This is a genomic window from Pseudarthrobacter sp. NPDC092419 (assembly GCF_044755045.1).
In the GTDB taxonomy this organism is placed as follows: domain Bacteria; phylum Actinomycetota; class Actinomycetes; order Actinomycetales; family Micrococcaceae; genus Arthrobacter.
In genome coordinates, this window is sequence record NZ_JBIVQF010000001.1 from 250,501 (window position 1) to 276,361 (window position 25,861).

18 protein-coding genes and 1 tRNA gene are annotated in these 25,861 nt (G+C 67.9%); 4 read left to right on the top strand and 15 right to left on the bottom strand.

Annotation, left to right across the window (positions count from 1 at the left end; all coding sequences use genetic code 11):
- Nucleotides 1-285 precede the first annotated feature (285 nt).
- The 9 genes from sufU to ACIQC0_RS01190 form a co-directional block, all read right to left on the bottom strand.
- On the bottom strand, nt 286-735 hold the full coding sequence (gene sufU / locus ACIQC0_RS01150) for a Fe-S cluster assembly sulfur transfer protein SufU (RefSeq protein WP_377215347.1): 450 nt from the start codon (nt 733-735) through the stop codon (nt 286-288).
- 24 nt (nt 736-759) lie between these two features.
- Nucleotides 760-2,085 carry a SufS family cysteine desulfurase gene (locus ACIQC0_RS01155; protein WP_377215346.1) on the bottom strand — a complete coding sequence of 442 codons (1,326 nt, stop codon included), beginning with the start codon at nt 2,083-2,085 and terminating at the stop codon, nt 760-762.
- A gap of 326 nt (nt 2,086-2,411) precedes the next feature.
- Nucleotides 2,412-5,021, bottom strand: a complete 2,610-nt coding sequence (locus ACIQC0_RS01160) for a LuxR C-terminal-related transcriptional regulator (protein ID WP_377215345.1) — start codon at nt 5,019-5,021, stop codon at nt 2,412-2,414.
- A 31-nt stretch (nt 5,022-5,052) separates the two neighbouring features.
- Nucleotides 5,053-7,785: a LuxR C-terminal-related transcriptional regulator gene (locus ACIQC0_RS01165; RefSeq protein WP_400532243.1), complete on the bottom strand. Its 2,733-nt coding sequence runs from the start codon at nt 7,783-7,785 to the stop codon at nt 5,053-5,055.
- Between the two features lie 123 nt (nt 7,786-7,908).
- On the bottom strand, nt 7,909-8,496 hold the full coding sequence (gene pth / locus ACIQC0_RS01170) for an aminoacyl-tRNA hydrolase (RefSeq protein ID WP_400532244.1): 588 nt from the start codon (nt 8,494-8,496) through the stop codon (nt 7,909-7,911).
- 90 nt (nt 8,497-8,586) lie between these two features.
- The gene (locus ACIQC0_RS01175) at nt 8,587-9,213 is read right to left on the bottom strand and encodes a 50S ribosomal protein L25/general stress protein Ctc (protein WP_377215342.1); all 627 of its coding nucleotides are present in this window, start codon (nt 9,211-9,213) and stop codon (nt 8,587-8,589) included.
- 245 nt (nt 9,214-9,458) lie between these two features.
- Nucleotides 9,459-10,439: a ribose-phosphate diphosphokinase gene (locus ACIQC0_RS01180; protein ID WP_377215341.1), complete on the bottom strand. Its 981-nt coding sequence runs from the start codon at nt 10,437-10,439 to the stop codon at nt 9,459-9,461.
- A gap of 2 nt (nt 10,440-10,441) precedes the next feature.
- Nucleotides 10,442-11,920, bottom strand: a complete 1,479-nt coding sequence (gene glmU, locus ACIQC0_RS01185) for a bifunctional UDP-N-acetylglucosamine diphosphorylase/glucosamine-1-phosphate N-acetyltransferase GlmU (protein ID WP_400532245.1) — start codon at nt 11,918-11,920, stop codon at nt 10,442-10,444.
- 99 nt (nt 11,921-12,019) lie between these two features.
- Nucleotides 12,020-12,091, bottom strand: a tRNA-Gln gene (locus tag ACIQC0_RS01190).
- Nucleotides 12,092-12,268: 177 nt separating this feature from the next.
- Between ACIQC0_RS01190 and ACIQC0_RS01195 the strand changes: the two genes are divergently transcribed.
- A complete protein-coding gene (locus ACIQC0_RS01195; protein WP_377215513.1) occupies nt 12,269-12,868 on the top strand; it encodes a TetR/AcrR family transcriptional regulator in 600 nt (199 codons plus the stop codon).
- Between the two features lie 37 nt (nt 12,869-12,905).
- Here ACIQC0_RS01195 and ACIQC0_RS01200 read toward each other — a convergent pair whose 3' ends face one another.
- The 5 genes from ACIQC0_RS01200 to ACIQC0_RS01220 form a co-directional block, all read right to left on the bottom strand.
- Nucleotides 12,906-14,735 (bottom strand): ABC-F family ATP-binding cassette domain-containing protein, encoded by a 1,830-nt coding sequence (locus ACIQC0_RS01200; RefSeq protein WP_400532246.1) that lies wholly within the window; start codon nt 14,733-14,735, stop codon nt 12,906-12,908.
- A gap of 34 nt (nt 14,736-14,769) precedes the next feature.
- Nucleotides 14,770-15,732, bottom strand: coding sequence for a 4-(cytidine 5'-diphospho)-2-C-methyl-D-erythritol kinase (locus tag ACIQC0_RS01205; RefSeq protein WP_400532247.1), 963 nt, complete (start codon nt 15,730-15,732; stop codon nt 14,770-14,772).
- Complete coding sequence (gene rsmA / locus ACIQC0_RS01210; protein WP_400532248.1) at nt 15,729-16,601, bottom strand: 16S rRNA (adenine(1518)-N(6)/adenine(1519)-N(6))-dimethyltransferase RsmA; 873 nt, start codon at nt 16,599-16,601, stop codon at nt 15,729-15,731. The genes ACIQC0_RS01205 and rsmA overlap by 4 nt, the downstream gene beginning before the upstream one ends.
- 113 nt (nt 16,602-16,714) lie before the next feature.
- The gene (locus ACIQC0_RS01215; RefSeq protein WP_377215336.1) at nt 16,715-17,893 is read right to left on the bottom strand and encodes a transglycosylase family protein; all 1,179 of its coding nucleotides are present in this window, start codon (nt 17,891-17,893) and stop codon (nt 16,715-16,717) included.
- 258 nt (nt 17,894-18,151) lie between these two features.
- The gene (locus tag ACIQC0_RS01220; RefSeq protein WP_400532249.1) at nt 18,152-19,060 is read right to left on the bottom strand and encodes a TatD family hydrolase; all 909 of its coding nucleotides are present in this window, start codon (nt 19,058-19,060) and stop codon (nt 18,152-18,154) included.
- 161 nt (nt 19,061-19,221) lie between these two features.
- Between ACIQC0_RS01220 and ACIQC0_RS01225 the strand changes: the two genes are divergently transcribed.
- From ACIQC0_RS01225 to ACIQC0_RS01235, 3 genes are read left to right on the top strand one after another with little or no spacing between them, the layout of a single operon-like run.
- On the top strand, nt 19,222-20,310 hold the full coding sequence (locus tag ACIQC0_RS01225; RefSeq protein ID WP_377215334.1) for an AAA family ATPase: 1,089 nt from the start codon (nt 19,222-19,224) through the stop codon (nt 20,308-20,310).
- Between the two features lie 8 nt (nt 20,311-20,318).
- Nucleotides 20,319-21,710 carry a DUF58 domain-containing protein gene (locus tag ACIQC0_RS01230; RefSeq protein ID WP_400532250.1) on the top strand — a complete coding sequence of 464 codons (1,392 nt, stop codon included), beginning with the start codon at nt 20,319-20,321 and terminating at the stop codon, nt 21,708-21,710.
- Nucleotides 21,707-24,199 carry a DUF3488 and DUF4129 domain-containing transglutaminase family protein gene (locus ACIQC0_RS01235; protein ID WP_400532251.1) on the top strand — a complete coding sequence of 831 codons (2,493 nt, stop codon included), beginning with the start codon at nt 21,707-21,709 and terminating at the stop codon, nt 24,197-24,199. The genes ACIQC0_RS01230 and ACIQC0_RS01235 overlap by 4 nt, the downstream gene beginning before the upstream one ends.
- On the opposite strand, the gene ACIQC0_RS01240 is transcribed toward ACIQC0_RS01235, so the two are convergent.
- A complete protein-coding gene (locus tag ACIQC0_RS01240) occupies nt 24,187-25,686 on the bottom strand; it encodes an NAD-dependent succinate-semialdehyde dehydrogenase (protein WP_377215331.1) in 1,500 nt (499 codons plus the stop codon). The two genes, ACIQC0_RS01235 and ACIQC0_RS01240, sit on opposite strands and share 13 nt — an antisense overlap.
- Nucleotides 25,687-25,861 lie beyond the last annotated feature (175 nt).

Here is a 25,861-nt window from a genome sequence, read left to right on the forward strand (position 1 = left end):
GCCAGCCCGCGGTGTACGGGCCTCCCGATGAGGCGGTTATCGCCGCCGCGGGCGTCCACAAAAAAAGGGTATAGCCTGGCCTGACTCATCCTGAGACCCTTTGCTGGGTTCGGTTCCTGGTTAGGACTAGTCAAGCTTGCGAAGGGACCGGTTACACCGGTAATTGCTACCTGTCTTGGGCGTGGAAGAGTTACCTACTTGTACTCGCGCAATCGGGGCATGACTACCTAGGCGGAAAGCTGCCGGAACGGTTCGTTCGGCACGCCGACAGTCGGCACGAAAGTCCTATGCCGCCTGGTTCAGGGCGTCCTCTGCGGCGACCCACGAGATCATGGCGCACTTGACCCGGGCGGCGTAGCGGGCTACCCCTTCGAAGGCTGCTGCATCGCCAAGGAGTTCGGCGTCCGCTGCAACCTTTCCGCGGGAGCGCAGGACTTCCCTGAAGCTGTCAATGACTTCATGCAGTTCCGCCACCGTCATGCCTTCGGCCAGTTCGCTGAGCACCGAGGCGGAGGCCATTGAGATGGAACAGCCTGTCCCGTCCCACGAGACCTGGGCTACTTTGCCGTCCGCCACGGCAAGCCGCAGGGTGACTTCATCGCCGCACACAGGGTTGAGCTGGTGCGACTGCCCGGTGCTGGCGCCTTCCGGCGCAGCCGTTCCGGCCAGGCCGCTGCCGTGGCGGGCTTTGGAATGGTCCAGGATGATCTGCTGGTACAGCTGGTCAAGGCTCATGGATATACCTTCGAATCTGCTCTGCTAGGCACCGAAGTAGCCCCGCACGCCGGACACGGCGTCCAGGAAGCGGTCCACGTCGTCGGTGGTGTTGTACAGGTAAGCACTCGCCCGGGTGGTGGCGGTCAGGCCGAGCCGGCGGTGCAGCGGCTGGGCGCAGTGGTGGCCCACGCGGACGGCGATGCCGCGCGCGTCAAGGAACTGCCCGACGTCGTGCGCGTGGACGCCGTCGACGTCGAAGGCGGCCAGGCCAATCCGCTCCTCCCCCGCCCCAGGACCCAGGACCCGGATGCCTGGCAGGTCCGCGAGACCCGCAACCATGCGCTGGCCCAGTTCGGACTCCCACCGGTGGATGCGGTCCAGGCCGGTCTCGGTGAGGTAGTTCGCGGCCGCGGCGAGTGCCACCGCCTGCGAGATGCGCTGGGTGCCGGCCTCGAAGCGCTGGGGTGCGGGAAGGTATTCGGCCCGATCCATGGTGACCGTGGTGATCATGGACCCGCCGGTGAGGAATGGCGGCAGGATGTCCAGAAGCTCCTGCTTGCCGTAGAGGACGCCGATGCCGGTGGGTGCCAGCATCTTATGGCCAGACAGGACAGCGAAGTCCACGTCGAGTTCCTTGACGTCCAGGGGCATGTGCGGGGCGGACTGGCACGCGTCCATGACCACGAGTGCGCCGGCCTTCCGGCCCAGCTCCACCAGGTCATGGACCGGATTGATGGTGCCCAGGACGTTCGATGCGTGCGTAAAGGCAAGGACCCGGGTACGGGGGTTGATGATCCGGGCGGCCTCATCCATGTGCAACCGGCCGGCGTCGTCGATGGGGATGAAGCGGACCGTGGCGCCGGTCCGGAAGGCGAGCTCCTGCCACGGGATCAGATTGGCGTGGTGCTCCATCTCGGTGACCACGATCTCGTCACCTGGACCGAGTGCCAGATCCTTCAGGCTTGCGTCGCCACGGCCGTGCGCAGCCCACAGCCCGGCATTGGAGAGGGCATAGCTGACCAGGTTCAGGCCCTCGGTGGCATTGGAAGTCCACACCGTCTCGGCGTAGTCCGCACCGATGAACGCGGACATCGTCTCGCGGGCGGCCTCGAATACCTCGGTGGCCTCCACCGCCAAATGGTGTGCGCCCCGGTGGACGGCGGCGTTGCGCTGTTCGTAGAACTCCTGCTCAGCTTCAATGACGCTCAACGGATTCTGCGACGTGGCGCCGGAATCGAGATACACCAGGGGCTGGCCGTTGACCTGCTGGTCAAGGACCGGAAAGTCGTTCCGGATCCGGGCAACTTCACTGTTATCCATCGCCGGCAGGGCAGGCGAGAGGGTGGCTGGCGTTGATACTACGGCCAAAACGGACTCCTTGAACTGCCAATGGATGACATTCAATTGTCCCACAGCACGGCTGTGGCGGCCGCCGGGAGCAGCCGCCACCGCCGCTCCGGGCTTCACCCGCGGAGCGGAGGGCCGGCGACGGCTGGGGGGAGAGTCTCGGTCTCAGAAGACTCTGTCGTCGCCGGCCCCGTCTTGACCGGCCCGGGGGCCGGAAGATCGTTTCCGCTTTAAGTAAAGACCGGGAAGCCGGCCGGCACACGAGTAGGAAGTACTCTAATCATCCGGGTATGCACTACGGGTACGCCAGCCGGTTACCCGCGGCAGCTGCCACGGATCCGCCGCCGCTAGTTGGGCAGCGCGGACTCCAGCTCTTCCCGGCTGCGAACCCCGAGCTTGACATACGTGCGGTACAGGTGGCCCTCCACGGTGCGGACCGACACCATCAGCCGCTGGGCGATCTCGCGGTCCGTCAGGCCCTGCACCGCCAGTTCCACGATGTCCTGCTCCCGGCGCGTCAGGTGGACGCTGGGTGCCGCGGCAATGAAGCGGCCCTCCCGGAACCGTTCTCCGAGCTCGTGGTCGCAGCGTTCCCGCTGGGCCACTGCCTGCCGTGAGCGCCGACGCTCACCCTCCCCGTCGAGCACGGTGCTGGCCCTGGCGTAGGCCTCGCGCGCGAGGTTCAGGAATCCGGCGCTTTCCAGGGCCGCCGCAGTCTCCATCAGGCCATCTCCCGCGGCCTGGTCCCAGTCCTCTGCCAGGGTGTGCAGGGCTCCCGCCCAGCTGCCCTGCACGGTGCCGGCCACGGCGCGCACCTGCGGTATCACCGAGCTGTCCCCTAGGTCCCAGCACATCGCAAGGATCTCCAGCAGGGTACCTGTCCTCCCCGAGGCTTCCGCCGTGGTTGCCACCGTGTGCAGGGAAGCCAGCCCCTTTCCGTCCCTCGCCAGGTATTCGGCAGCGGCGGCCACGTATCCGGCGGCCACAAGATCGTAGGCGGGGCCGCCCGCCGGCGCCTCCTTGTAGTCCTGTTCCAGGCGTCTGGCCTGGGCGGCGTCCCCCAGGCGCGCTGCCGCGTAAAAGCCCAGCGCGGACCCCAGCCGGAACAGCAGGAGCGGATCGTTCAGCCGAAGCGCCTCCACCGCCGGCAGCAGCAGCTGGTACGCGCGCTCCATCCGGCCCTGCCGGAGCATGGCGTAGCCGCGGAGGATCTGCAGGCTGCCGTTGAACGTGGGTGCGCCCGCGGCGTGCGTTGCCGCGTAGCTGCTGATTTCGTGCTCGGCGGAGTCCCACTCACCCATGGCAACGTAGGTGGCGGCCAGCCTGCCCAGGACGAACTCCGGGAAGAAGAAGAGGCTGTCATGAAGCGCCGGAAGCTCAGCTGCCGCCATCAGGGCCGTTTCGAGCCCGTCCACTGCCCGGCCCGCTCCGTCCAGGGTCTGGGCCAGCAGTGCGTTACCAACCGCGAGGACGGCCGCATGGCCGGGGCCCGGCTGCGGAACGCTCCGAAGCTGGTCCATGGCGTCTTCGAGCTCGCGTGGATCCGCCCGGTCCCCTAGCTGCAGCAGCCACGGCAGGGTCTGCGGCCATTGATGCCCGTCCACCCCGCCGGCGTCCGCGAGATGACCCCCTGCGCCCGGTTCCGCCGTGTGCCCTGCTGCCTGGTGGGCGCAGGCACGGAGCAGGATGGCGGCCGGTCCCTCGGGATGGCCGGCCAGGCTGTCGGCGCACCCGTCCAGCAGCGCCGCGGCGTCCGAATAGGCACCCTCGTTGTACAGCGCCCGCGCCTGGATGGCGTGGGCAAGGGGTGCCAAGGCGGGGCTGTGGACCCGGGCGGCAAGGGCTGCCGCGCTGCGGTTGCGGTACCGGTCCACGGCGTCCTTGGCGGCGGCGGCAAGGTCCGGTTCCGGCACCGCCACGCCGGACTCCAGGGCCCACTCAATGTGGCGGAGCCGCCCTTCCCCGTGCAGCGCGGACGTATCACGGCAGGCCGCGGTCTTTTCGAAAAGCTGGAGGCTGCGCGAGACGGAGACTGTATTCCGGAGGGCACGTGCGTATAGGTCATTCCACAGCGAGAGTTCCGACGGAACCCCCTGGGTTTCCACGATCAGCTGCTGGTCCAGGAGGGACCGGACCACCGCCGCGCCGTTGGCCTCTTCAATAGTCTTGCGGCCTATGGGTTCGGCCAGGGCGATCAGCCTGAGCGCCTCCTGTTCCTCCGGCGGACGGCGGAGCTGGTCCTTGGCCACCACGGCCGACAGCCGGGGACCGTGGGCCGGCAGCGGACCCACCAGGATCCAGATGCCGTTCCGTCTGGCCAGCGTCCCGGCCTCGGCGGCGTCGTGGAGCAGGGCATCGAGGATACGGGGATTCCCGCCCGTGCCATTCCAGATGGCATCAACCGTGGCATCCGGAACTGTCCCGTCGAGGATGTGGCCCAGGACCTCTTCGACCTGGTTCCGGTCCAGTGGCCGGAGATCAACCCGTTCCGCCAGCCCGTCGAACCAGAGCTGACTCATCGGCTGCGGCAGCCCCGGGCGGGGCCGTGCAGCCGCGACCACGCTGGCCCAGCCCGCTGCAATCAGGTCGGCCACCACTGCGGCGGACGAGTCATCCAGGTAATGCGCATCGTCCAGCACCAGCAGTACAGGCGCACTGCTACCTGCCCGCAGCTCCTCAAAGTAACTCCAGATGGACCGCAAAACTGCCACCGGAGACACTGATTCCTCAGCGCTCAGGTCTCCGGTGTAGGGGGTAAGGACTCCGAAGGGCACGGAAGATAGCGCTGCACTGCCATGGACCCTGACCACCGTCAGCTCGCCATCCAACCGTTCCGCGACGGCGTCGGCGAGGGCCGACTTCCCAACTCCGGGGCCGGCCATGATGAAAGCGGCATGGCTGGTTCCGTTGCGGATGATGGTGCAGATCCGGTCCAGGGGCTCGTGCCGCCCTACCATGGGGCGGTGCGGGCCTGAGGGCCGGCGGCCGTTAGACGAGTCCAGTCAGATCACCCCTGGAAGTCACGCCCAGCTTGGTGAACACCTGGTACAGGTGTCCCTCCACGGTCCGCACCGAGACACCCATCTCAAGGGCGATGTCGCGGTTGGAGGCTCCTCCTCCGGCCAGCCGGGCTATTTGGCGTTCCCGGCTGGTCAGCAGGGGGCTGCCGCTGGTGGGAACAATGGGAAGGTGGGCCACAGTCGCCGCGAGGATGTCCAGGCGGGCCTGCGCCGTCCGCGCGGTGGCGGCATCGCCGTCGTGGCGGGCGAAGTCCACCGCGAGGGCCATGCAGCGCGCCTCCACGGCGTCCAGCTCAAGGGTGGCGGCAAGCTCACCGCCGGCCAGCAGGGTTTTCGCGTCCTTGCTGCGGCTGCCGGACGCGATGAGGCGGGACACCTCCGCCAGCGGTCCCTGGCGGTGGCCGGCCATGTCCTCCAGGATCCGGAAGTCGGCGTCTCCTCCATTGACGGTGCCGGCCAGCTGATGAATTCCGGCGATGGTGTACCGGCCGGCTGCGGCGTTGAGCCCTGCCTGCTCCTTCAGCTCCTTCACCGCATCCGGATCACCGAGCCAGCGGCGGGCCACCATGGCGCAAAACCCGATGATGGTCTCAGCAATGAAGCTGCTCCTGCCAGGGGCGGACTGCAGTTTGGCGAGGTACTTTCGGGCCTGCGCCGAGTTGCCGGTCTGGGCGTAGGCGAGCGCGGTGGCCGCATAGGCCGTCCGCAGCGGCGTCTGGACGGGCTGGAGTTCCAGTTGCGCAACCGCGGACACCAGCGGGTCCAGGGCCTCCCCGCCGCGGCCGGCGAAGGCGTTGGCTATACCTGCTGCCAGTTCTGCACCGGCAGTACGGGAGGGCAGGTAACTGGGTTCCCGGTTCTCTTCGGCCGGCAGGAGTTCCGCGCAACGCCGCCACTGGCCGGCCAGCAGGAGCACCAGGTAGGATTCCCGGTGATAGCGCTCGCGCAGTCCCACCACCTCCGAAGCGTCGCTGAGCTGGCCTCCGAGCTGACGCATGAGGCTAAGCGCGTCCATCTCCCTTCCGGACACAGCCAGCGCGCCCATCAGCAGGATTCCGGCATGCATCCGGTACGCCGTGTCGGGGTTCCGCACGGGGTCAGCTGCCGCTTCCAGGTCCGGGATCATCGCCGGGTACTCGCCGGTGAAGGCCCGATATTCGAGGCTGCTGAGCTCTATCCGGTTGACTGCCCGGGCCGCTGGTTCGGGCCACCGGGTGTCCGCAGCGGCGCCGATGCGCTGCCGGGCCTGCGCCAGCAGCCCGGGTATTGCGGCCGTTCGCTCGGGCAGCCACAGCATGGTCCGGCATTTGGCCGCGATTACCTCGGCGTACTCCACCACGTCCAGGCCGTCCAGCTCCGGCCGGGACACCTCTTCCAGGGCAGCCATGGCCTGCAGTGGCAGGTCCAATTGCAGGTACGCAGCGGCTTTCCGGCGCTGTCCGGGCACCCATTCAGGGTCCGCCCTGCGGAGCATATCGGCATAGGTGAGGGCAAACCTGGGGTCGAACAGCTGCACAGCGGCATCGGCCGCGGCGAGCGCCAGCGCCGGAGCCAGCTCCGCCTCACACTCATGTGTCCACGCGGCGAATGCCATCAGTTCCTGGACGGTCATGCCGGCGGGGTCCGGCTCCTCGCCCTCCAGCAGTAATGCTCGGAGTTCGCGCCGGCGCGCTATGCCCAGCCAGGTGCGGACCACGTCGCCGATGTATTTTTCCCGCAGCGAGACCCAACGGTGTTCCGAGCAATCGATGTCGAGGAGTCCGGCATCCTCCATGTCCGCCACCACGTCTGCGCCGAAAAGTGCGCTGAGCCTGGTCAGCTCCACCCTTCGCGCGCAGGCGAGCATTTCGATGACGTTGCGGGCCTCCGGCGTTTCCCTGGACCAGCGCGACCGGACGATGTCCTCCAGGCTGGCGGCCCCGTCCAGGACGATTTTGTCCCGGAGCGTCCAGACTGAATCGGAGAGCACCAGGTTGCCCGACAGCTGCTGCTCGGCGACGAGGGCCTTGAGGAGAAGCGGGTTACCGCCCACCATGTGGTGGCAGGTGGTGACCAGTGAGGAAGATACCTTGTGGCCCAGGAGCGAAAGCAGCACCTGCCGGGTCTGCAGTTCGTTGAGGTTGTCCAGCCGGACCTCGCTCAGCCGGCGGTCGGCGAGCAGCCAGTGGAAGTCCACGGGAAGGTCGCTGCTCCTGGGCGCCACGGCCACGATCCTGGCCGTTCCGGTCATGAGTACGTTCAGGAGCACCCCGGCGCTCATGTCGTCAATGGCCCCGCAGGTGTCCAGCGTGATGACGCACTGCCTGCCCCCTGCGTCGGAACGGATCAGGGAGGTGATGCCCCGAAGAATGGCGGTCGGCGATCCCATGTAGGCCTGCGGCAGTCGTGCCAGGAGGAAGGACAGGCAGCCGTAAGGTGTGGCGGCGCCGGCGGGCCCGCAGCGTAACTGGAGCGGCCAGGCATCCTGGCCAAGGTCAGCGACGGCAGCACGCGCCAACGATGATTTCCCCACTCCGCGGGGGCCGGTGATGACGGCGCCGAGCGAGCCTTCGCGCGTGAGTGCCGCCCGGACCGCCTCGAGATTTGCGCTGCGGGCGGGTGCTGACCAGTGTGGAACCTCGGGCGCCGAAAAAGCCCGGCTACGTAACCCGACGCTGTGGAGCGCTAACCCACGTCCCCAACTGAGTGGCTCGTTTGACATGAACTCGTCCCCTACGTCCCCGGTAGCGGAGGTTAGCCCCATTGCTCCCCCGCATAGGAAGTAGAGTACCCCCACCCTGTGACATCAAGACAGGGCCGAACGGCCTAAAGTTTTGGGAACGCGCTACCCGGACTTTGCCGGATGGAACCGCTGCTGGGCTGCGGTCAGCCCTTCCCGGACCAGCGATTCCACGGCGTCCGCGGCTTCATCGAGCAGAAAGGGCAGTTCCTTGAGCTCCGCGGTGCCAAAGTCGCGGAGGACGTAATCGGCAGTGTCCATCCTGCCCGGAGGCCGGCCCACTCCCACCCGCACACGCAGGTAATCCTTCGTTCCAAGGGCCTTGGAGATGTCCCGGAGCCCGTTATGGCCGCCTTCGCCGCCGCCGATTTTCAGCTTCACGGTATTAAAGGGGATGTCGATCTCGTCGTGTACCGCCACCACGCGGTCCGGCTCAATTCCGTAGAAGTTCGCCAGGGCGGACACCGGTCCGCCGGAAACGTTCATGTAACTCATGGGCTTGGCCAGCACCACGCGCGGACCGCCGATGCCCAGCCGTCCTTCGAGGACCTGTGCCCGTGCCTTGTGGGTCTTGAACCCGGCACCCATGCGGCCCGCGAGCTCGTCCAGGACCATCTGCCCTACGTTGTGCCGGTTGCCCTGGTACTGGGGTCCGGGGTTGCCAAGGCCAACGATCAGCCAGGTGTCAGTCATGGATCAATCCTAGGGTGTTGGAGGCGGACGGGGCCGGACACGGCAATGGCCGGACCCCGCGGGGTCCGGCCATTGCAGTACGCCGGGTGATTACTCGGCTGCGGCTTCTTCGGCTGCTTCTTCAGCTGCGGGAGCTTCCTCGGCTGCAGCTTCCTCGCCTTCGGTCTCTTCCTCTGCCACGACCGTGGGCTCCGAGATGTTGACCACGAGCGCGTCGGCGTCCGTCAGCAGGACGGTGCCCTTCGGCAGGACCAGGTCGGAGGCGTGGATGTGCTCGCCGGCACCGCGGCCCTCGATGCTGACCTCGACGGACTCGGGCAGGTGGGTTGCCTCGGCTTCGACGGACACGGAGGTCAGTTCGAGGTTGTGGACGGTGCCCGGAGCGGTTTCGCCTTCAACGTGGACGGGAACGTCAACGGTGACCTTCTCGCCCTTGCGGACGGTCAGGAGGTCGATGTGCTCGATGATCTGCTTGATCGGGTCGCGCTGGACGTCCTTGACCAGGGCCAGGTGGCCTTCGCCGTTGATGTCCAGGGACAGCAGGGCGTTGGGCGTGCGGACGGCCAGGGTGGTGGCCTTGGCGGGCAGGGTAATGTGGATGGGCTCTGCGCCGTGGCCGTAGATGACGGCGGGGATCAGGTTGGCCATCCGGGCGCGGCGGGCGTAGCCCTTGCCGAATTCGGTGCGCAGTTCTGCTGCGAGCTTCTGCTCAGACATGGATATCTCCTTGAAGATGAAACGGTGTTCAGCAAGGGCGGAGGTCTGTTGCGACCTTCAACGCCGGGCGGCCGGAGCCAACCCATCCTCGAAGGGAGATTCAGACCCAGTCGATAACGGAGACCTGCAACGGGTTCCCGCGCATACGGTTACCGGTGCTCTCCCTCGCCAAGGTATCGTTGAACAGTTTAGCAGCGCCGGGACCGTTTACTGAAAACGTACCCGGCGCCGGCCGCGTGGGAACGTCAGGCGTTGCCGTCGAAGAGGCTGGTGACGGAGCCGTCGTCGAACACTTCGCGGATGGCGCGCGCAATCAGCGGTGCGATGGAAAGCACCGTCAGCTGCGGGAAGCGCTGCGAGGAGGACAGCGGCAGCGTGTTGGTGACCACCACTTCCCGGGCACCGGACTCGGACAGGCGCTGCGCAGCCGGTTCGGAGAACACGGCGTGGGTGGCGGCGATGATGACGTCCTTGGCGCCGGCGTTCTTCAGCACCTGCACGGCGCCGGAGATGGTTCCGCCGGTGTCGATCATGTCGTCGATCAGCACGCAGGTGCGTCCCTCGATCTGGCCCACCACGGTCTTGGAAACAGCCTGGTTGGGGACGGTCAGGTCGCGGCTCTTGTGCACGAAGGCCAGCGGGGCGCCGCCCAGGCGCTCGGCCCACTGCTCGGCAACCCGGACGCGGCCGGTATCCGGGGAGACCACGGTGATGTTCTCGGCGTCCACGCGGGTACGGATGTAGTCAGCCAGCAGCGGGATGGCCATGAGGTGGTCCACGGGGCCATCGAAGAAGCCCTGGATCTGCGAGGTGTGCAGGTCGACGCTCATGATGCGGTCAGCGCCGGCGGTCTTGTAGAGGTCGGCCACCAGGCGGGCGGAGATTGGCTCGCGGCCGCGGCCCTTCTTGTCCTGCCGGGCGTATGGGTAGAACGGGGACACCACGGTGATGCGCTTGGCGGAGGCGCGCTTCAGCGAATCGATCATGATCAGCTGTTCCATGAGGTGGTTGTTCAGCGGGGCCGGGTGCGCCTGGATGACGAACGCATCCGTGCCGCGCACGCTCTCGCCGGCACGCACGTAGATCTCGCCGTTGGCGAAGTCGTAGGCGTCCACGGGCAGCAGGTCCGTACCGAGCTCCTTGGCGATCTCCCGCGCCAGCTCCGGATGGGCACGCCCGGAGGCGAGTACCAGCTTCTTCTCGCCGTGCGCCGTAATTTCGCTCATGGTTACTTGCCCTCTTCTGTAGATGCCGGGGTACTTGAGGAATTTGTGGTGGCCGCCTGGGCCAGTTCGGCGGAGCGGGTGCCGGGTCGGTTCGCCGGAACCCAGCCTTCGGTGTTGTGCTGCGCCGCCATGGTGACGGCCAGCGCGCCCGCGGGAACGTCCTTCCGGATCACCGCACCGGCGCCGCTGTAAGCGCCGTCCCCCACGGTGACCGGGGCTACGAACACCGTATTGGAACCCGTGCGGACGCCTGAGCCGATGACCGTGCGGTGCTTCTTCTCGCCGTCGTAGTTGGCGGTGATGTTGCCGCAACCGATGTTGGTGTCCTCGCCGATTTCGGCATCGCCGGCGTAGCCCAGGTGCGACAGCTTGGAACCGCGCCCGATGGTGACGTTCTTGGTCTCGTAGAACGCGCCGATCTTGCCGCTTTCGCCCAGGACAGTGCCCGGCCGGAGGTAGGTGAAGGGGCCGACGGCGGCGTCCGCGCCGATGCGCGCGCCGGAGCCGTGCGTGCGGGTCACCGTGGCACCCTCGCCCACAGTCACGTCGGTCAGGGTGGTGTCCGGGCCGACGACGGCGTCGCGCGCCACGGCAGTGGTGCCGTGCAGCTGCGTATTGGGCAGGATCCGGACGTCCTCGTCCAAGGTGACGGAGGAGTCGATCCAGGTGGTTGCCGGGTCCACCACGGTGACACCGGCGCGCATCCACGCCTCCACGGTGCGGCGGTTCAGTTCGGCACCGAGTGCCGAGAGCTGGACACGGTCGTTCGCGCCTTCGACCTGCCAGCGGTCGGTGGTGACGACGGCGGCCACACGTCCGCCCGCGTCCCGCGCCAGTCCCAGGACATCCGTCAGGTACTTCTCGCCCTGGGCATTGTCGGTGGTCACCTTGGCGAGGGCGCTGCGGAGCACGGCTGCGTCAAAGGCATAGATGCCTGAGTTAACCTCGCGGACCTGGCGTTCGGCTTCCGTGGCGTCCTTGTGCTCTCGGATGCCGGTCACGGTGCCGTCAGCCGCGCGCAGGATCCGGCCGTAACCGGTGGCGTCGTCCAGGACGGCGGTGAGTACGGTGACGGCGTTGGCGTCGCGTTCGTGGGTGGAGACCAGCTCTGCCAAGAGGTCGGCGGTGAGCAGCGGAACGTCGCCGTACGTGACCACCACGGTGCCCTCCAGCAGTCCCCGCGAGTCCAGGGCTTCCAGCGCCACCTCGACGGCCCGGCCGGTACCGGGAATCTCGTCCTGGTCGACCACGACGGCGGCGGGGTCCAGGTCGCTGACGTGGCGGGCCACCAGGTCGCGTTCGTGGCGCACCACGATGGCCAGCTGCCTGGGGTTGATGCTGCGGGCGGCCAGGAGGGCGTGCCCCACCATGGACCGGCCGCCGATTTCATGCAGGATCTTGGGGAGCCGCGATTTCATCCGGGTACCGGCGCCTGCTGCCAGAACGATTACGGCGGCGGGGCCGGCATTCTCGGGGATCACTTACGGGCTCTCCTTGCTTCGGTTCGCTGGCCGGCCGTGTCCGCCGGATTCCGGCCGGGCACCGCATGCCATCCTGCGGGACGCTGCTCGCCCCGGCAGTTCCGCCCATAGGATTCGAACCTATACTCCACGGCTCCAAAGGCCGGGGTGCTGCCGTTACACCAGAGCGGACCATGCCCCAGGGCACGAGGCCCGGGCACAAGTCCCTATTTTGCCACGGCTTCGGTCCGGCGCGCGACATGGCCGGGCCCTCCACTGCCCCTTCTGCGGCTCCGCTGCCTGCAATTCCGCGGGGAAGCGGTAGGGCATGATGGAAATGTGAGCAACAACCCCCTCCCCCGGACGCGCATGACCGGGCTCCAGCGCAGGAGCCAACTGATCGACGTCGGACGCGGCCTCTTCGCCGCGCGGGGACTGGACGGGACCACCATCGAGGAAATCGCCATGTGCGCCGGAGTGTCCAAGCCGGTGATCTACGAGCACTTCGGGTCCAAGGAAGGCCTCTACACCCAGGTAGTGGATTTCGAGTTCCGCATCCTCCTGGACGCCATCAATGCCGCACTCGGCGACGAGGCGAAGCCGCGCGTCCTCGTCGAGCGCGCCGCCCTGGCCCTGCTGACCTACATCGAGGAGCGCACGGACGGCTTCCGCATCCTCATGCGGGACGCGCCGCCGTCCCAGCCCGAAGGCGCCTTCTCCACCCTGCTCTCACACGTCACCGCCCGCGTGGAACACATGCTGGCCGACGAATTCTCCCGCCGCGGCCTCAGCGGCGAGGACGGCGCCATGTACGCGCAGATGCTGGTGGGCATGGTGGCCATGACCGGCCAGTGGTGGCAGGATGCCCGCCAGCCCGACAAGCACACCGTCGCCGCGCACCTGGTCAACCTCGCCTGGAACGGACTCACCGGGCTGAAGAAGGAACCGGAGCTGCAGTCTGAGGGGTGAGTGCCGGTACCGGCCGCGGCGCAGTGGCCCTTGGGTATCAGTCGCCCAGGAGCTCTGAGGCTTCCAGCCACTCCATTTCCAGGGCGTCCTTTTCGTCCCTGAGGTCTTTGAGCTGGCTGTTTTGTTGGGCGAGTGCGTCGAAGTCGGACTTCTCCGTGCTCTTGACCATGTCGTCGTGAAGCTTCTTTTCCTGCTGGTCGAGTTTCTTCAGCTGGCGTTCGATCCTATTAAGGGCCTTGCGGGCGTCGCGCTTCTCGGCCTCGGAGGGGCCTGACGCTGCGGCCCCCGGCTGGGCCTGTCCGGCGCTGGTGACCGGATTTCCCCCGCCGGTGACCGTGGAGCCGGCGAGGGCTGATTCGCGGAGCTCCAGATACTGGTCAACGCCGCCGGGCAGGCCGCGGAGCTTGCCGTCGCCGAGCAGGGCCATCTGGTGGTCGGTGACGCGTTCCAGCAGGTACCGGTCGTGGCTGACCACCACGAGCGTGCCGGGCCAGCCGTCCAGAACGTCCTCCACTGCGGCGAGGGTGTCGGTGTCGAGGTCGTTCGTGGGTTCGTCCAGCATGAGGACATTAGGCTCTCCCACCAGCAGGCGCAGGAGCTGGAGTCGGCGGCGTTCGCCACCGGAGAGGTCGCGGACCGGGGTCCACTGTTTCTGGTTGGTGAACCCGAGCTGCTCCACCAACTGGCCGGCGGTGAATTCCTTGCCGCCCACGTTGAAGGACCGCTTTTCGCGCTCGATGACCTCGATGACACGCAGGTCCGCGACGTCGTCGAGTTCCTTGACCTCCTGGGTGAGGACGGCCGTCACCACGGTCTTGCCCCGCTTCAGCTTGCCCGCATCCGGGGTGATCTCCCCGTTGAGGAGCTTCAGCAGGGTGGTCTTTCCGGCACCGTTCACGCCCACCAGGCCCAGGCGCTCGCCCGGAGCCAAACGAAGGGTGATGTTGTCGAAAAGCTTCCGGCCGGCGTCGTCATCCCGGAAGTTCAGCGACACATTCTCCAGGTCCAGGACATCCTTGCCCAGCCGCGCCGTAGCCATCTTGCTCAGTGCCATCGAGTCGCGGGGCGCCGGGACGTCCTCGATCAGGGCGTTGGCCGCCTCGATCCGGAACTTGGGCTTGGAAGTGCGGGCCGGGGCGCCGCGGCGGAGCCATGCCAGTTCTTTTTTCACCAGCTGCTGGCGCTTGCTTTCGACGACGGAGGCCATGCGGTCGCGCTCGGCGCGGGCCAGGACGTAGGCCGCGTAACCGCCTTCGAAGGGATCGACGATGCCGTCGTGGACCTCCCACGTCTTCGTGCAGATTTCGTCGAGGAACCAGCGGTCGTGGGTGACCACCAGGAACGCACCCTGGTTGGCCCGCCAGCGGCTCTTCAGGTGTCGCGCCAGCCACGCGACTCCTTCGACGTCGAGGTGGTTGGTTGGCTCGTCCAGCATGATGACGTCGTGGTCCTCGATGAGGAGCTTGGCCAGGGCCACCCGGCGCTTCTGGCCGCCGGAGAGGGCGTGCACGTTGGCATGCCAGTCGACGTCGGACACCAGCCCGCCCATGATTTCCCGGATCCGCGGGTTGCGCGCCCATTCGTAGTCCGCCTGGTCCCCCACGATCGCGGCACCCACGGTGAGGTCGCCGTCGAGCACGTCGCTCTGGTCCAGGTAGCCGATGTTGACGTCGCCACGCTTGGTGACCCGTCCCGAGTCAGGGGTGGAGCGCAGGGCCAGCAGCCGCATCAGCGTGGACTTTCCGTCGCCGTTGCGGCCCACCATACCAATCCGGTCGCCCTCTTCCAGCCCCAGGGTGACGCCGTCCAGGACAGTGCGGGTTGCGAACGAAACGGTGAGGTTCTCGCCGCCAAGAAGGTGTGCCAAAGGGAACTGCTTTCTGCTGCGGGTAAGGGAAAATCTAGAGGAGGGTGTCGGACACGATGCGCGCACCGGGTACCGGGCCGTGGACCGGCAGGGCGTTTAGGCCAAAGCGGCGCAGGTCCTGCGCCAGGCCTTCGGCTGCGATGGAGTCCTCGGCGAGGAGGGCCACCGTGGGTCCGGAGCCGGAAACCATGCCTGCCACCGCGCCGTGGGATTCGCCGATTCCGAGCGTATCCCGCAGCGAAGGTGCCAGCTCGATGGCGGCGCGCTGCAGGTCGTTGACCAGCACCGTGCCCAGGGCTTCGGCGTCGCCGCCGCGAAGGGCGGTGAGTATCCGCGGGTCTACCCCGTCGGGCTCGGGCGCCTCCACGCCTTCGGCCGCACGGAGCCGATCCAGGGTGCGGTAAACCTCTGGAGTGGAGAGGCCGAAGTCGGCGGCCACCAGCACCCAATGCGTCTGCGCTTTTGCCAGCGCCGGGGACAGGTCATCGCCCAGGCCGAGGCCGACGGCGGTACCTCCCAGCAGCGAAAAGGGCACGTCAGCGCCCAGCTCGGCTGCGAGGTGGGCCAGCTCTTCGCGGGACAGCCCGCTGTTCCAGAGGGCGTCGCAGGCCAGCAGGGTTGCGGCGGCATCGGCCGATCCGCCGCCCATGCCGCCGGCAACGGGAACCCGCTTGGTGATTTCGAGGTGTACGCCGGTGGCGTGTTCGGAAACATCGGCCATGATGGCGGCCGCCCTGTAGGCCAGGTTCCGGTTGTCCAGCGGGATGTCCATGCCGTCCAGATCCAGGGTGCTGTCAGGGCTGATGGACACCGTGATGCCCGGCGTTTCCACGCTCGTGGCTGCTACTTCCTCGTAAAGGGAGACGGCCAGGTAGACGCTGGCCACGGAGTGGTAGCCGTCAGGGCGGAGCGGCCCCACGTCCAGGGCGACGTTGACCTTGCCGGGCGCCCTGACGCGGACCGTCCTGGCCGCGAACCGCCCGGAAAGTGCGTTCACCGGCCGGCCTCCTTGGCCTCGGCGATCCGCGCGAACGCGGCAATGTCGATCACTTCGCCGCGGGCGGTGGGGTCGACGCCGGCAGCTACCAGGCAGCGTTCGGCCTCCGGTGCGCTGCCTGCCCAGCCGGCCAGTGCCGCGCGGAGCGTCTTCCGGCGCTGGGCGAACGCGGCGTCAACCACGGCAAACACCTGCTCCCGCGTAGCGGTGGTTGCCGGCGGCTCGCGGCGGGTGAAGGCCACCAGCCCGGAGTGGATCTTCGGTGCCGGCCAGAACACGTTCATGCCGATCACCCCGGCCTTGCGCATATCGCTGTACCAGGCGGCCTTCACCGAGGGGACACCATAGGTCTTGGAGCCCGGGCCGGCGGCCAGCCTGTCGGCCACCTCGTCCTGCACCATGACAAGCCCGTGCCGGAGGGTGGGAAAGTGCTGCAGCAGGTGCAGCACCACCGGCACAGCCACGTTGTACGGGAGGTTTGCCACGAGGGCGGTGGGTTCCAAGGGCAGTTCGGTGACTTTCATGGCGTCCGCGTGGACCAGGTGGAAGGCATCAACCGTCCCGGGGCGCCACTGCGACACCGTTGCGGGAAGCTTGGCGGCCAGTACCGGATCGATTTCCACGGCGACCACAGCTTTGGCCGCGTCCAGGAGTCCCAGCGTCAGCGAGCCCAGGCCCGGACCGACTTCCAGGACCGTCTCGCCGGGGCCGATGTCAGCGGCGGCCACAATCCTGCGGATGGTGTTGCCGTCGATCACGAAGTTCTGGCCAAGGGTCTTGGTGGGCCTGACGCCGATTTCTTCCGCCAGCCTGCGGATGTCGGAGGCACCGAAGAGCGGTGCGGGCGCGGCAGGGGTCGGTTCAGTCACCTAGGTATCCTATCCCGCGGCCCGGACCGGCCGCCGTCGTCCTTAACGCCAGCGGCCGGGCCCGGAAATCCGGGTCCGGCCATTGAAGCCCCCAGCGGGGCAGGCGGTGGGGGTTAGGCGCCGGCGGCCCAACCGCAGCCCCAGGGCTGCAGGCCGCGCTCGGCGTAGACGCGGTTGGCGATGTCGATCTGCTGGGCCTTGGTGGCCAGGCTGGCGTTGGGGGCGTACGCACCGCCACCGGCACCGATCCAGGTCTGGATGTCGAACTGCAGGCCGCCGTAGTAGCCGTTTCCGGTGTTGATGCTCCAGTTGCCGCCGGACTCGCACTGGGCGATCGCGTCCCACATGGCTTCGTTCATCATGGCCGGAGCCGCTGCGCCGGTGTTGCTGGCGGTGGCCGCGGGCTTCGGGGCTTCCTTGGTTCCTACCGTGACCTTGCGGGCCACGGGCTTGGCCAGCACGGTTTCAGCCACCAGGGACCGGGAGGCTTCGCGGCCGTCGACCAGAACCACCTTGAACGTCTTTTGCAGCGTGCCGGGCGTGCCCTCGCGGGTTACTTCCTCTTCCCCCTTGGGCAGGTCCGCGCTTTCGGTGGTGAGGGTCTCGAAGGGGACTTCCTCGGTGGCCACGACAGTCTTGCCCTTCTGGACACGGGAAACCTTGATGACCATGTTGTCCACCACGTGCGCGCTGTCCGGCTGGGAGGAACGGTCGTTGGCGCCGAGGCTTACGCCCGCTTCCTCGAGGACCTCGCCCACGGTGGCTGCGGTGGTGGTGGCGGTGTCCACCTTGCCGTCGGCAACAATGCTGACGTTCTTGGGCGTGGAGATCGATACGAAGGACCCTTCCACGGCGAGCCGCGAGTCCTTGGGCACCGAGACGGAGGATGCGCTGGCGACGCCGAGTTCGGTCACCAGTCCTGCCACGTCGGGTGCGGTGGTGTTCACCGTCTGTTCGGAACCGTCCAGGCTGACCTGGACCTCCTTGGCCTTGTTGACGTTGATCACGGTGCCATTGCGGACCGATTCGTCGATGGACGGGGACACCCGGTCTTCGGGTGACAGATCCAGGCTGGCACTCTTGACCACCTGGCCCACGGTTCCACCGAACGTCTGGACGGAAGAAACTTTGCCATCAACATTGAGCGTGATGGTTTTGTTATTGCCGACGAAGGCCACCAGGCCTGCCACCAGGCCGCACAGCACCAGGAGCTGCACACCAACCTTCAAGAAGCTGAACTTGCCGTCCGACGTAAAAAACTTGACCACGATCGCCCGTAACTTTTGGTCCATCCGGGCACGGGGATAGCGCAGTAAAAATGCCCGGGACCACCATTCACAGGGTTGTCCGGGCACCCTTGCGCCGCCACACTCCAGCCCGGCGGACAGGTCGGGCCAAGGCCCGGCACCATCCGGCGCGAAAAGGAGTGAAATTACCCGCTGGCCTTCCCCGACCCCGGCTAATAGTCATCCACTGTAACCGTAGCGTTATAAACGAGCCAAGAATTGTGCATACCGGGTATGTATCAAGCCCTGCCCGCTCCGGACCGTTCAGTCCCAGGATCCGTAGGCGCGCACGGTGTTTTCACTGATGGCCGAGCACAGTCCGGCGAGGTCTGAGCCTGTCAATTCCGCCATGGCCCGCACGGTGTACGGAACCATGTAGCTCGCGTTCGGCCTGCCCCGGTGCGGGTGCGGAGTCAGGAACGGCGCGTCCGTTTCCACCAGCAGCAGGCCAGGGTCCGCCACCGCGAGCGCCTCGCGGAGGTTGTCTGCGTTCTTGAAGGTCAATGTGCCGGCGAAGGACATCCACCAGCCCTCCTCGTTGCAGATCCGGGCCAGGTCCGGATCGCCGGAGAAGCAGTGGAACACCACGCGTTCGGGAGCGCCTTCGTCGCGGAGGACCTGCACGACGTCGCTATGGGCATCTCGGTCATGGATCTGGAGGGTCAGGTCCAGCCGCTTGGCGATGTCGATGTGGCGGCGGAAGGAGTAGCGCTGATGCGCCAGGCCCTCGCCGGATGTACGGAAGAAGTCGAGCCCGGTTTCACCGATGGCCCGGATGCGCGGGTGTCCGGCGAGCTGTTCAATTTCCGCGAGGGCCTCTTCCAGTTCACCCCGTGCGGCGTAACGGGGCGCGTCGTTCGGGTGCAGGGCCACAGCGCCGAGGAGCCGCGGGTCCAGGTCCACGGCAGCGGCGGTAAACCGCGAGGATTCCAGGTCGCAGCCGACCTGCACGGCGCCCTGCACCCCGACGGCCGCGGCGGCGTCCAGGGCTGCCGTTATTCCCACGGGGGCGTTTCCGTCCGGGAAGTCCAGATGGGTGTGGTTGTCCATCACCGGAACGGGGAGCGGCTCCGGGGCTGGCGGAAACATGCGTACCTTGGAAGTCCCGGATGAACCGGCAGACTCTTCAGCATCTGCACTCTGGTAGGCGGCGGGAACAGCGTCATCACACATCCGTCCAGCCTAACGCCGGGAAGGCCGTCCGGATTTACCGGAACTCCCTGCCGCCCGGAGCAGTTGTGTTAGTAATCTGGGAGATACGGATGCGAGCGCCCACGGCTGGTTAAAGGCAGGCTTGCTGACCCGGCCAGGCCGTACCCGCTGAAAGGTTGCCGATGGAGTCTTACCGACGCACTGCTGACGCCCCAGGCGCCGGAAGCCGCGCCACGGCGGTCCCCGCCGGTGCAGCCGGCCGCCTCAACGGACACCGGCCGGTCCCCATGGAGGCCGGCGCATTCCATGACGCCACCCGCCGCATCCTGGACACGGTCAACACCGTCATCGACGGCAAACCGGACGCCGCCCAGCTTGCCCTGACGGTCCTGCTGGCTCAGGGCCACCTGCTGGTGGAGGACGTCCCCGGCGTGGGCAAGACCCTTCTGGCCAAGGCGCTGGCGCGCACGGTGGACTGCACCGTGAACCGGATCCAGTTCACCCCGGACCTGCTGCCGTCTGACGTAACGGGGGTATCCGTCTACAACCAGGCGTCACGGCACTTCGAGTTCCGGCCCGGCGCTGTCTTCGCCAACATCGTCATTGGGGACGAGATCAACCGGGCGTCGGCCAAGACCCAGTCCGCCCTCCTTGAGTGCATGGAGGAACATCAGGTCACGGTGGACGGCACCTCCTACCACCTCGACGAGCCGTTCATGGTGGTGGCTACGCAGAATCCGATCGAGATGGAAGGCACCTATCCCCTGCCGGAGGCCCAGCGGGACCGCTTCATGGCCAGGATCTCCATGGGATATCCGGACCGGGATGCGGAGATCGACATGCTCGAGACCCACCAGGCAATGTCGCCCCTCGGCGGCGTCACCGCCGTGGTCACCGCCGCCGAGGTGGCGTCCATGATCGCCACCGTGCAGCAGGTGTACGTCTCCCAGGCGATCAAGGAGTACACGGTGACGGTGGGCCGGGCCACCCGGGACAGCCCGCTCCTGCGTCTGGGCGCAAGCCCGCGTTCCCTGCTCCAACTGCTCCGCGCCGCCAAGGCCACAGCAGCTCTGGACGGCAGGGACTTCGTACTTCCGGACGACGTCGGCCAGGTGGCCGAGTCCGTCCTGGCGCACCGGATCATCCTTGACCGGAAGGCCTCGGCCGGCGGCGAAACCCCACAGAGTGTCCTGCGGAGCATCCTGTCCCGCCTGCCGGTTTCCGCGGATGCCGGCAGCAGCTCCGGCGCCGCTCCCGCCAGGAACCGCTAGGGGCGCCCATGGCGCTGCGGGGCTGGCTGCCCGGACACCTTTTCACCCCGCGCGGCTGGGGCATGCTGGCGGCGGGCGCTGCCTCCCTCGCCGCGGCACACATCATGGGCCGCCGCGATCTGCTGGCCCTGGCCATTCTGCTGGTCGTGCTGCCACTGGCGTCGCTGGCCGGCCTCCGGCTGGTCCATCCCCGGTTCCGCGTGGCCCGGACTTTCACCCCTTCCCCGGTGGAGACATCAGCCCCGGTCACGGTGCATCTTCGGGTGGCACGGACCGGTCCGGGGTCCGGGCGCGCCGTCATGGAAGAACGTTTGCCTGCCCGTTTTGGCGAGTCACCGTCCTTCCGGTTTCCGTCCCGGGCGGCCACCGGCGGCACCAGCCGGTATGAGTACCGGCTACGCCCGGCGCAGCGCGGCCAGTTCCGGATCGGACCGGTCACCGCGGAATTCACGGACCCCTTTGGGCTGTCCCTGCACAGGCAGGCAATCGACGACGGTGAGACGCTCACCGTGACGCCCGCCGCCGTCGTGCTTCCCCGGACTGTACTGGCAGGGGCGCGCGGCCACGACGGTGCCACCGCCACGCGCAGCCGCGCCAATCCCAGCGACGACGACGTCATGACCAGGGAATACCGCCACGGCGACCCTATGCGGCGAGTCCATTGGGCAGCAACGGCCCGCCACGGCGAACTGATGGTGCGGCAGGAGGAGTCGGTCACCACACCCGAAGCCACCATCCTTCTGGACCTGCGGGCAGCCGCCTTCCCCGGCGGAAACCATGACGGGGGCATGGCGGCGGGCAGCCCGGCGTTCGAATGGGCAGTGGTGGCCGCCATGTCCGTCAGCTCCCACCTTGCCGGACGAAGCCATGCCCTCCGCGTGCTGGACCAGCACGGCGCTCCGGCATTCCGGCATTCACCCTCGGCCCCTGAGCCTGAAGCGGAGGAATACGCGGGGCCCTCCGGCTTACAGTCCATCGCCGAGAGCCTGGCCGCGATCCAGCCCGCCGTTGCCCACCGGGAAGTCCGGGGACAGAGGGTGCCGCGGCACGCCGACCCGGATTCACAGCCCGCGCCGTTCGACGACGGCCTGATGGACAAGCTGTCCGCCCACCGCATGCGCGGCCCGCTGGTAGCGGTACTGGGTCGGATTACCGTTGCCGAGGCACGCGCCCTCGCCCCCGCCGCCGCCTATGCCACCACCGCCATGGTGGTCGTCGCCACGGACGCGCCGGCGGAAGTGTCTGACGCGCTGGAACTCCTGCGCAGTGCCGGCTGGCATGCTGTGGCGGCAGCGCCCGGGGTGTCCCCCGCTGACGCCTGGGGGCGGCTGGACGCCGGCCGGGCAAGCCAGGCGGCAACGGGAGCCGGTGCCCGCCGGAGCGCCGGAGCAGTGCAATGACTATGGCGCGCGCCAAGAACAGCGGCGCCCGGACGCCGTCCGGTGTTTCCGGACACGGGCCCGCCGCAGGATCCCCCGCTGCATCCCGGCCCCGTGTGGGAGCGTTCCCCTGGGCCATGGCCGCCGCGGTGGCGCTGGCAGTCTGCGGCGCCGCCCTATCCCTGAACGGCGTACTGCGCGGGTGGGGTTGGTACCTGGCGGTCTTCACCACCGTGCTGGCTGTGAGCCTCACCCTGGCCGCGTTGCGCGCCGTGCGGGCTCAACCGCTGCTGGTCACCGCAGGCGGATTCCTTTCCCTGGGAGCCGTCCTCACCCTCACGTTCTTCCGCGGAAGCAGCATCGCCGGATTCATCCCAACCGGAGGCACGTTGGGCGAACTGGACCGCCTGCTGCGCCGGGCCAGCGAGACGGTCCTTGCCGAGACTGCTCCTGTTGCCCCGAACACGGGCATCGTGATGGTCTGCTGCGCAATTCTGGGCCTGGCCGTGATCCTGGTGGATGCCTTGGCGGTCCCCCTGCGCATGCCCGCCGCCACGGGGGTAGGGCTTCTCGCCCTGCTGGTGGTGCCGGCCGTCATCAAGCCGCAGAGCGTGGGACCATGGGCTTTCACGGTGACCGCGGCCGGATACCTGATGATCCTCGCGTTCAGCCAGTGGTTCGTCCCGCAGCCGCTGGCGGGCGAGGGCATGGCACGCACCCCGGGCCAGGCCCGACGCGCTGCGCTCACCGGTGCCGCTGCCTTGGCTGCGACACTTGCACTTTCGTCCGTAGTGCCCGGATTCGACCAGGGCACCTTCCCGCAGGGCTCGCGGCTCAACCCGTGGGGTGCATCCAACGGCCTGAACCCGATGATCACCCTGGGCAGCAGCCTCCGCACGCCCGAGGGAAGCGGCAGGATCACGTACGCCACCAGCGCCACGGCACCGCTGTACCTCAGGTCGGTCACCGTGGATAATTTCGACGGCGAATCGTGGGGCCCGGACGACCGCGCCGCTTCACGCGTGCCATTGGCAGGGCCCATCGACCCAGGGTACGACGTCACAGCAGCCGTGCAGCAGCGAGTAGTCACCGCCGTTGATGCCGGGACCTTCACCAGCCCCTACCTGCCGGCGCCATATGCACCCGAGACTGTGCTGGGACTCAGCGGTCGCTGGACCTGGGATCCGGCCACGCTGACGATCAAGGGGACGGACACCACCTCCCGCCGGCAGGAGTACGTGGTGGTGTCCACCGCCCCGGCCATCACGGCAGACCTACTGGCCGGCTCGCCGCGGCGGGTCGAAGGCATCGCCGACGACTTCACCCGGGTTCCGGGCAACATCCCGGACATTGTGCGGTCCACCGCTACCGAAATCGCAGGGAGTGCGGAAAGTCCGTACGAAAAGGCCCTTGCCATCCAGCGGTATCTCCGCTCAGCGGCGTTCACCTACTCACTCGAGTCCCCGGTCCAGGGCGGCTACGACGGGAACGGGTTATCGGTCCTGGCCGACTTCCTGGACCGGAAGAGCGGCTATTGCGTCCACTATGCGTCGACCATGGCGGTCATGGCACGGCTGGAAGGCATCCCCAGCCGCATCGCGGTGGGCTACGCACCCGGCAGGCTTACGGGTGCCACCGTGACAGTTGCGGGCCAGGCGGGCCTGGCTGAATACGAGGTGGATGCCCGGGATGCCCATGCCTGGCCGGAACTGTATTTCCAAGGCCTCGGCTGGATTCCGTTCGAGCCGACTCCCTCGCGCGGAGTCGTCCCGTCCTACACGACGGGGGCATCCTTCCCGACCGCGCCGGGCAACCTGGACAACGGCCCGGATCTGGTGCCGGGGACAACCGCCTCGCCGGCAGCCCCGGCTACCGAGAGCGCTGAACCGGTCCCGGGCATCGATGCAGGACCCGGGGCCTCCGGTAAGGGCGGGCCGGGTCCGTGGCTCGCGGGAATCGGCGGAGTGCTCGCCGCTCTCCTGCTGGCAGCTGCTCCCCGAACGGTCAGGCTGGCCCTCCGCGGGCACCGGCTCCGCCAGGCTGCCTCAGGTTCGGCCGGTTCGGGCTGGCGCGAACTGGTGGACCTCGGCCGGGACTATGGCCTGCCGCCGCTGGCCAGCGAGACGCCCCGGGCGTACTCGGCCCGCTTCCGCGGATCGCTGCTCGGAGGAGCGGACGGACCGGACCGTTCGGCCCACCTGGCGGTCCAGGCCCTGACAGCGGAGTTCGAACGCCACAAGTACGGCCGTCCCGCTCCGCCGCCGGCTTCCGGGTCCGCCCCGGACCCGCAAACGGGTGTGCCGGACGAACGTGCCCTTGCGGTGTACACGGACCGTATTGAGGGCCTGGCGGCGGCACTCCGTGCCAAAACCGCCCTGGGCCGGCGGCTTCGGGCGGAATGGCTGCCGCCGTCGGTGACCGCCCGGGTGGGTCGCTGGCTCAGCGCCCCGTTCCGGGCGGCCGGACGGGTTGCGGGGTTCCTACTGGGCAGGCCGCGCTATCCCGCGTAGGGATCGGCGATGCCGATGTACTGCGTGTAGAGGTATTCCTCGATGCCTTCCAGGCCGCCTTCGCGGCCCAGGCCGGACTGCTTGACGCCGCCGAACGGGGCGGCGGCGTTGGAGATCACGCCGGCATTCAGGCCGAGCATGCCGGTTTCCAGCCGCTCCCCCATCCGGAGGCCGCGGTTCAGGTCCTTGGTGAAGACGTAGGCCACGAGTCCGTATTCGGTGTTGTTGGCCAGCCGGACGGCGTCGTCTTCGCTCTTGAAGGTGACAATGGGCGCAACGGGGCCGAAAATCTCCTCGGACAGGATCCGGGTTCCTTCACTGACGCCGGAGAGGATGGTGGGCTGGTAGAAGTAACCCGGGCCCTCCACGGGTCCGCCGCCCAGGACGGCCGTGGCGCCGGAGGAGACGGCGTCGGACACCAGCTCGTGGACCTTGTCCCGGCTCTTGGCGTCGATCAACGGGCCAACCTTGGAATCCGGCTCCGTACCCCGGGCTGTGGTCATGTCCTTCATCTTCGCCGCGAACTTTTCGGCGAACTCCGCTGCCACCGATTCGTGCACGATGAAGCGGTTCGCGGCCGTGCAGGCCTCACCCATGTTGCGGAGCTTGGCAAGCATCGCGCCGGCCACCGCGGCGTCGAGGTCGGCGTCTTCAAATACCAGGAACGGTGCGTTGCCGCCCAGTTCCATGGACGTGCGGAGCACGGTGCCGGAAGCATCGGCCAGCAGGCGGCGGCCCACTTCGGTGGAACCGGTGAAGGACAACTTCCGGAGGCGGGAATCCTTAATCAGCGGGCCTGTGGTGGCGCCGGCAGTGGACGTGGGAATAACGTTCAGGACGCCAGCGGGCAGGCCGGCCTCCATCATGACGGCGGCAAAGAGCTGGGAGGTCAGCGGCGTGAGGTTGGCGGACTTGAGCACCATGGTGCAGCCGGCCGCCACAGCGGGGGCGATCTTCCGGGTGGCCATGGCCAGCGGGAAGTTCCAGGGCGTGATCAGCAGGCAGGGCCCTACCGGTTTCTTGGTGACCAGCAGGCGGGACTTGCCGTCAGGTGACATGGAGTAGCGGCCGAAGGCGCGGACTGCTTCCTCGGAGAACCAGCGCAGGAACTCGGCACCGTAGGTGACCTCTCCGCGCGCCTCAGCGAGGGGCTTTCCCATTTCCAGGGTCATCAGCAGCGCGAAATCTTCGGCCCGTTCGGTGACCAGCTCGAAAGCCCGGCGCAGGATTTCGCCGCGCTCGCGGGGCGGTACCTTGGCCCAGGACTCCTGTGCGGCTGCGGCAGCATCCAGCGCGGCTGCGCCGTCCTCAGCGCCCGCGTCGGCAATGCTAAGCAGGGCTTTCCCGGTGGCAGGATCCTCGACGTCGAACGTTTTCCCTGACGCCGCGTCGCGCCATTCCCCATTGATAAGCAGTCCGGTAGGGACAGAGGCCAGAAGGCGGCTTTCGCGGTCGGCGGTAACGGCCTGGGATGCGGTGACAGTCACGGTGACTCCCTCGTCAGTATGGTGGCGCCCGCGTTGGGAGAAGCCTGAGGCTCCGGCGGGCGGCTGATTTACTGCCAGACTACTGCCGCCACGGAAGCCGGTCTACGCCGTCGCGCACTGCGGACGGCCGCGCCTGCTGTGCACCTGCACAGTCACGACCCCGGCCGCGCTGGTC

Bases quoted from the DNA above. Each gene is read 5' to 3' on its own strand.
- ACIQC0_RS01165 (WP_400532243.1), bottom strand. From the start codon at position 7,785: ATGTCAAACGAGCCACTCAGTTGGGGACGTGGGTTAGCGCTCCACAGC.
- ACIQC0_RS01230 (WP_400532250.1), top strand. From the start codon at position 20,319: ATGGCGCTGCGGGGCTGGCTGCCCGGACACCTTTTCACCCCGCGCGGC.
- ACIQC0_RS01220 (WP_400532249.1), bottom strand. From the start codon at position 19,060: ATGTGTGATGACGCTGTTCCCGCCGCCTACCAGAGTGCAGATGCTGAA.
- ACIQC0_RS01225 (WP_377215334.1), top strand. From the start codon at position 19,222: ATGGAGTCTTACCGACGCACTGCTGACGCCCCAGGCGCCGGAAGCCGC.
- ACIQC0_RS01235 (WP_400532251.1), top strand. From the start codon at position 21,707: ATGACTATGGCGCGCGCCAAGAACAGCGGCGCCCGGACGCCGTCCGGT.
- pth (WP_400532244.1), bottom strand. From the start codon at position 8,496: ATGACTGACACCTGGCTGATCGTTGGCCTTGGCAACCCCGGACCCCAG.
- ACIQC0_RS01195 (WP_377215513.1), top strand. From the start codon at position 12,269: ATGACCGGGCTCCAGCGCAGGAGCCAACTGATCGACGTCGGACGCGGC.
- ACIQC0_RS01175 (WP_377215342.1), bottom strand. From the start codon at position 9,213: ATGTCTGAGCAGAAGCTCGCAGCAGAACTGCGCACCGAATTCGGCAAG.
- ACIQC0_RS01160 (WP_377215345.1), bottom strand. From the start codon at position 5,021: ATGGTAGGGCGGCACGAGCCCCTGGACCGGATCTGCACCATCATCCGC.
- sufU (WP_377215347.1), bottom strand. From the start codon at position 735: ATGAGCCTTGACCAGCTGTACCAGCAGATCATCCTGGACCATTCCAAA.
- ACIQC0_RS01180 (WP_377215341.1), bottom strand. From the start codon at position 10,439: ATGAGCGAAATTACGGCGCACGGCGAGAAGAAGCTGGTACTCGCCTCC.
- ACIQC0_RS01215 (WP_377215336.1), bottom strand. From the start codon at position 17,893: ATGGACCAAAAGTTACGGGCGATCGTGGTCAAGTTTTTTACGTCGGAC.